At 47.2% G+C, this 6,749-nt stretch carries 5 protein-coding genes; all 5 read right to left on the bottom strand.

Annotated features, from left to right (window positions below; genetic code table 11):
* Positions 1 to 440 precede the first annotated feature (440 nt).
* Positions 441 to 1,124 carry a hypothetical protein gene (locus tag IE165_RS18165; protein WP_189628077.1) on the bottom strand — a complete coding sequence of 228 codons (684 nt, stop codon included), beginning with the start codon at positions 1,122 to 1,124 and terminating at the stop codon, positions 441 to 443.
* A 148-nt stretch (positions 1,125 to 1,272) separates the two neighbouring features.
* The gene (locus tag IE165_RS18160; protein WP_189628076.1) at positions 1,273 to 2,001 is read right to left on the bottom strand and encodes a nitroreductase family protein; all 729 of its coding nucleotides are present in this window, start codon (positions 1,999 to 2,001) and stop codon (positions 1,273 to 1,275) included.
* A gap of 136 nt (positions 2,002 to 2,137) precedes the next feature.
* On the bottom strand, positions 2,138 to 3,775 hold the full coding sequence (locus IE165_RS18155) for a thiol-activated cytolysin family protein (protein ID WP_189628075.1): 1,638 nt from the start codon (positions 3,773 to 3,775) through the stop codon (positions 2,138 to 2,140).
* A gap of 46 nt (positions 3,776 to 3,821) precedes the next feature.
* Positions 3,822 to 4,988, bottom strand: a complete 1,167-nt coding sequence (locus tag IE165_RS18150; RefSeq protein ID WP_189628074.1) for a thiol-activated cytolysin family protein — start codon at positions 4,986 to 4,988, stop codon at positions 3,822 to 3,824.
* Between the two features lie 81 nt (positions 4,989 to 5,069).
* Positions 5,070 to 6,638, bottom strand: a complete 1,569-nt coding sequence (locus tag IE165_RS18145; protein WP_189628073.1) for a S41 family peptidase — start codon at positions 6,636 to 6,638, stop codon at positions 5,070 to 5,072.
* Positions 6,639 to 6,749: the final 111 nt, after the last annotated feature.

The following is a 6,749-nucleotide window of genomic DNA, read 5'->3' as shown; positions in this document are numbered from 1 at the left end:
GGCCGAAGCCGGAATAACGCCGCCATCGCTTTGGATGCGATGTCGACATGATTCCATGCTTGCCCTGCCCTCGAGACCCCCAAACATGCTCTTTGCCAGCCAGCACTGTTAAGGAGACCCAAAAGTTCCGTCGCACGGCGTCTTTTATCAAACGGCTATCGTTCGCTATCTTACAGTAATGCGATAGTGAGCTTATCGCTGACTATCGCTTCTGCCCATCATTAACAGGGATGTCGCATCATTTTTGTTGCGTCTGTAGAGACTGGCCTATGCACTGCCCCACAAGGATGCAACAAAAATCAGCGACGAGGTTTTGGTTACTTTTGCCTTTCAAAAGTAACGCCCCGTCCCGGGCTTAGGGACAAACTCGTCCCGGGCTTAGGGACGCCCTATCCCGGCGAGGGACAAAAAGCTATTGCGTATTGCGATCAATAAACGCGCTAAAGAAACTTAGGCGTGCAGGGGCTCCATTCTGATATAAAAATCTGTGAAGCCTGTGGATATGGGTCTTGGCCCGGGTAGTAATGCAAGGCTAATCTGCTGTACACGAGCGTACCGCGTCTGCTATCGCTTTCTCCAGACTGCTTGTTTTCGATTTCCAAGCCAAAGTCTACCTTATAATTGATACGCCAATATGCACCGGTGATATCATACCGCAGACAGGGTGTAATAGCCAATTGTTGGGATAGTTTTATTTCATTCAATGGTGCAACAGCGACTCGACTATCCATTCCTGTGAAATAGACCGGATCTTTTAAGGCCAGTAAAAATCGATCGGTATGCATCGAGTCATGACGCAACAATAATTGACTGACCAGCAGCGAATCTTCATATTTCCTGTTGTCTGTCGTCCCATCATCAAAGTTGATGAAGACACTATCCTGGAAGTCTGCGTATAGTACAATCGTGGTGTCTATCGTTCGCACGCTATCAAAATTGGTATAGGAGATGGTGTCCAATCGGTGTATAACCGAATCTATGGTACTGCCTTTTTCGAAAAAGACGACGTTTTTGATCTGGTATACATCATTCTCCAGTGTATCTAGATCCTCATGAACAATGCCCTTGCAAGAAATACCCAACAAGGCGACCGATGATAGCATAAACAATAGATTTTTCATCATATATTTATTTTAGAACCCTTAATATAGTCCTAAAATATTGACTATCAAAATATTTTAGGGCGATTACTGCTATTATATTTTACTTATCCATAGCATTACCAAACTTGCAGGCAGGCCATTGGACGGCGGATTACCGAAAAAGCCTGACCTACAGGGCATGGTATACCTCTTCAAAAGGAATACGAAAGCGCTCTCCCCAGATGCCTTCGTTCCCCTTGCGCACGCCACAGGACACCACCATATTGACCTCTGCGCCATAAGGCAACTGAAGCAGCTTCTTGACACGTTTACTGTCGAACCCTTCCAGCGGACAGGTGTCATACCGTTCATTCGCCATAGCCACCATAAATGTTTGCGCGGCAAGCGCACAGCTCTTGTGCACCACAACGCGCATATCATTTTCCGACACCTGGTAGACAATCGGGCGGAAGAGTCCGACAGCATGCACACCTATTTTTCGGATCCATCCAATCACGCCGAAAAACCGCGCATAGAGAAAAGGCATGAGCTTGCCATAGTACAGCAAGCGATCGTTGATCCGTTTCTCTTGCCGATCTTCCGGGCTGTTGCGCCGGATATTCCCCTTCTCAAAAGCGATATTCGCCTTGGCGCGACGCCGGTGCAGATCTTGCCGCGTAACGAACACCACAAGCTGCGAAGCCGTGGAAACACTGCTCTGCCCCAGACAGGCCACGGCCATCTGCCGTATGAGATCGGGACTGCTGATATGATACGCTTCCCATAGCTGCATATTTGAACTATTGGGGGCAAGGGTAGCCAATTCAATGCAATGCTTGACGATAGCGGGGTCGACAGGTGATGCGGGATCATAAACCCGCACCGAGCGCCGAAAGCTTAAAATTTCCTTTAAATCCATGCTGTGCCGTATAGGTATCTATAGCTGTACCTTCGTGCAAAACCCAGGCCAAACGAAATGCCTTACCTCCGCATGACATGCTAGTAGGATGGCGTTGTACGGGAAAACCCAGACGCCTCCATACCGATGCAGCGCACTATTCAACCGCTGAAAAGTAGGCATTGGGTATCAGTCTGTATGATATCTCGTCGCCGCTTGTGTTTGCATCCGACCCGTACTTTACGAAATAACTCAGCAATACGTTGCCATAGAAAAAGCTTGCTCCCGTATTATTGGGAAAGAACTCGGCTACTTCTACGGAATTGTTTACCGTGGGAACGTAATTGGCGTAGGAAGTTGACTTTTTGGCCTTTTCAACAACAAATGGCACAAAATCGGGAACGTTCGGGTATGGCGCGAGACCCAACCTATCCTTATAAAACTTTACATGGAGGTCTGCATATTTGTACCGTGGATTTTCTCCCGTTTGCGTATGATTTGTTAATTCCAACTTCGCGAAGGGCCAATCGAACGGTCCATAATTTATCTGGAAAGGAGCCTCTTTGATACTGTGGTCGTCCAACAAGGCCAGCTGAAAGGCAATAGGCACCCCTGGACTAGCCTTACTATACGTGCTGTTTGCCGTCATAACCTCGATGAAGCCCGCAAGACCATTTACCGGGATTGTTTCGTCGGAGTCAACACCAATACCTGTATATTTCACCCGGATATCTGCGTTGTTGATAATCCCTTTCTCTTCTTCGGTCATATTCCGATCGATCCCAATGAGATTACGCAAGATACCCACCTGTTTGTAGATGGCATTGTAGAGCTTTTCTGAACTGGCGCTCGACTCGATGACCATGATACCCATACGTCCGTAGGTGACACTTTTGACGTAAACAGGTGTCGTATTGCCCGTAACGGCGCCCATATCCAAGCCAGTGGGATCAAAAAGCTGCGAATTATCATATGGTGTATTGAGATCTACGGTAAAGTTTTCCTGAAAAAACTTCAGCTTCAGCGCCGAATTCGCATTGACAAGATGGTTTTCCCCCTGCTGTGTACTATTGGAATTGAAGAGGAACACATCGATTCCTTTATTGTAGCCATACAGTGTTTTTAGTTCCTGATAGACCTGAAAGGAGTCAATTTCTACCTGAAGCGAAGCCGCTCCAATGCCTCCGGGATTTAGATTCTCCAGATCGGTAAGCGCGGTATTGAGAAACGATATGGACGCTGTGGGCCGCGGCAGCGAAGTTGTAGCCACGACGGACCCGGACACGGGCATGGATGTCGAAATGGTGATGGGCCGGATGTTGTTGGAAATACCCAACAACATTTTCGGATCGAACACGCCTTCAATACTGCGTCCGTCCAAGATTGCCCCGGGGTATATATTGAGGCCCATAGCCACATCGGCCACGGTAAACATGTTGGATTTGTATTTTTGGTTAAAGTACAGAAAATCGCTTTGCGTGCCGCCACCCAGTACTGGAATAAGTTCGCCTGGACCATCCCTATATGTCCCCGCCACTGGATCTCCCACGGAACTGCTCGTTGCATTGCTGCTCGACCGGAAATGCTTCGCTTCGGCTTCTTCATTTCCATGGTATGACATGGAGTTTACCACAAATGGTGTTATTGCGGGTTCGCGTAGTCCTTCGAAGCTTGCTTTTTTCGCGTCTGGACTAATCTGCAGATCGCGCTGACAATTAGCGAACAACAGGCACATGGCCGATAGACATAGGGCGGAAATCAAACTCCGCTTGCTCCTTTTTACAGTTAATTTCATACTCAAGATTATAGTTTACGTTTATATTGTCAAGACGAGATTCGGGTTAGGGAAAATCGATTTGAAAGGTTGTTTTAAAAAGACTGTTATCAGCAAGATACTTTGCGGTAAAAGAAATGGGAACTCCAGGATCTGCAGCGGTGAACGTACCGACATTTTCGCTCATAAAACTGCTCATGGACTCAGGATCAGGGTTAAGGAGCAACTGTATTGTCGATTCGCCCAATGTACTTCCCAACAAATGTACAGTGACCCTGCAGGAATTGAACAGATTTTTCTCCTCCTGGGTAAATGTCTCGCTAGACTGTTTGAATATTTTTTTTACGACCTTATCGAATACATTTTCCATGCTACTTGCATTCTGCTGCGTTTCCACGACGAGGATACCATAACGGCCGTATGTGACCGAATTGATAAACACGGGCGAAAAACCATTGAAGGTTTCCGCTGTAATGGTACTGATGTCTATCAGCTCGTTAGCAAGCGGATCCGGCATGCTGTAGGTAAAGTTCTTAACGGTATAGCTCACGATAAGCTTGGTGGCGTAATTCGTGCTGGAAGAATTATGGTCGAAGGAAGAATTGACCGAGGAAAAAAGTCGCCGCTCATTGACATTGTATCCATACGAGAGTTTAACCTCCTCATAGCGGCTAAAGTAGGCGATAGTGCGCTGAAAATCATCGACGTAATACCCTGAAAAATCTGGAGCCATGATGGCATTACGAAGAAATATGCGGCTTTCAGAAAGTGTGGGATCGTTTATCGTGCCGACCGCCAAACTGGACGGGAACGACAAGTTCGCCCGGATGGGCAACCTGCCGTAACCGAATAAGGGTTGGAATTCATCGGATGCGATCGATGAAGCACGCAAGATCGATCCCGGAAAGATATAGGAGCGGTTGGAAGGCGTAACTACCATTTCGCTTGATTCATAGAATGAGGTGCGACCGATCATACCGGCCCAGGCGCTATCCCGAATATGTGTCAACTGCAGTTTCTTCCGATCAGCAATGGATAAACCGGACAGCGCATCACCCTTTGAGATGACAACCTTTGGTATATGTTCCATCGCTAGATGGCTAAAATGATCGGCCAATAATGGCTTCTCGTTCGCTTCGCTTGATAAAGGGAGATCTTGCGCATCCTCCTTGGCACACCCGTGAAACAAAAGTGCTGCTGTACTTAGCAATACAATTAAAAATGAATTTTTCATACTATACGTGGCATAGGTTAGCTATTTATTATTTATGTTAAACGTGGTTGCATGGCGTATCAATTCGCCTACCCCCAAGTGCTATCGATGTTGAATGGTCTTTGGATCCTTGATCAGCAAACCAGCAGGCGCATGATCAAAAATGTAGGTGGCATCGGTCACCTTGCCCAGCGCGGGCTGTTGCTTATTTGCATTATGCTTGCGTGAAACAGCACTATGACCGCCCATTACCCATGCCAGCGCTGGGTCAGCGGCGTCACCAAAATCATGGCTCGGGCTGTCTTCGGCAACATATTCAACCAGCATGCCGTCGAAATAGTCACCTTCCTCCCGTGCATTTTTTATTTGGTACATTGCCAAATACAATTTGAAGGCAGCAATATCGATGTCAAAAAACCCTACCGGTTTTCCGTAGGTCTTTACCGTTGGCTCCCCCCGGAGTGAAACGCCAATGAGGGATACATCCATATACGGCTTAACGACATTAATCAGCAATTCACTGGCAGATGCCGTATATGCACTGACGATGAAGTGGACTTTTTTCAAGTGCCTAAAACCTCCGGAACGCTGGTAACGTATGGTATTGGCGGCAATGCTGAAGTCGAGATCGTATAGCGTAGCGACGCGGCCATCTATATATATAGGGCTGTTATCAAGATTGCGGATAATCTGGTTTTTCAGAATCGTTGCGTTTCCGGCCTGCATAAGCTTGTTGTAATGCTCTGTGAACATCACTTGGCCATCAGCCTGATCTCCGCAAAGTTCGTTTGCTAAATAAATGGCTGTATTTTGATACCCACCCCCATTGTAACGTAAGTCAATGATCAATTCATCGATCCCCTCTTCCTGAAAACGGGCAAAAACGGGCTGCACATATCTTCTGGTATTGGCCTCTTGCGAAAAGTCGACATACGCGATATACCCTATCTTACGACCTCCGGTAGATAGCATAGCTTGGCCGATCACGGGATTTCTATCGTAGCGATCGATACGCAATCGTAGCTCCCTGCGTCCATCGTTTTGCGGTGATTGAACCAACAATTTGGCGAAGGTTAGTTTCGCGGCCTCCGACCAGACTTCCAAGTAATTCTGATTATCGACCTCTTGATCGTTGATAGCGAGCACCCTATCGCCCCGTTTCAAGTTCAGCTTTCCTGCTGGCGAATTTTGATCGACATAAAGCACAAAAACCTCTCGACTACGGACGTAAAGTGCGACCCCAAAATCATTATCCACTTGATAGGTTGCTGAAGCAAGCGATGACCGATTGACGGGCGTGCCGGCCACTTTAACCAAAGTGGAATATTTGGGCACGGTAGGGTCGTTGGCATTGTACTCGTATGCCATGCCCGTGCGGGCGTTTATTGCCGTCTTTGTTAAGGCGCCTATGGCTTGTCTGTAATGTTGAACTTCGGCTCCTTGGAATGGAACACGTGTCCAAAGATCTTCCCTGCTAGGAATATGGAGCTGCTCATTCCATAGATAGATCTCACGCGCGTACCGATGAATGGAATCCAAGTTATCCATGAACGATTGCTGTTCGAGATTGACGACAGGTTCATCATCGCTTTTCTGGCAAGCCAACAGCAACGATATATAGAGAATCGCGAGCACGCGAGGTGCAGAAAAAAGACGGAAAGCTGCGATCATAATCTGAACGGAAGTATCTACTTTGGAAAGATCAGCTATTGGCTAGGCCAATAGCCTTGGTCGCCAAAAACGAGTATCTACATGGTGAACATTTGAACAGCGCTTTCTCAT

The organism is Sphingobacterium griseoflavum (assembly GCF_014653155.1).
GTDB classification, from domain to species: domain Bacteria; phylum Bacteroidota; class Bacteroidia; order Sphingobacteriales; family Sphingobacteriaceae; genus Sphingobacterium; species Sphingobacterium griseoflavum.
Note: the sequence above shows the minus strand (reverse complement) of the source record. Positions and strands in the feature narration are given on the sequence as shown.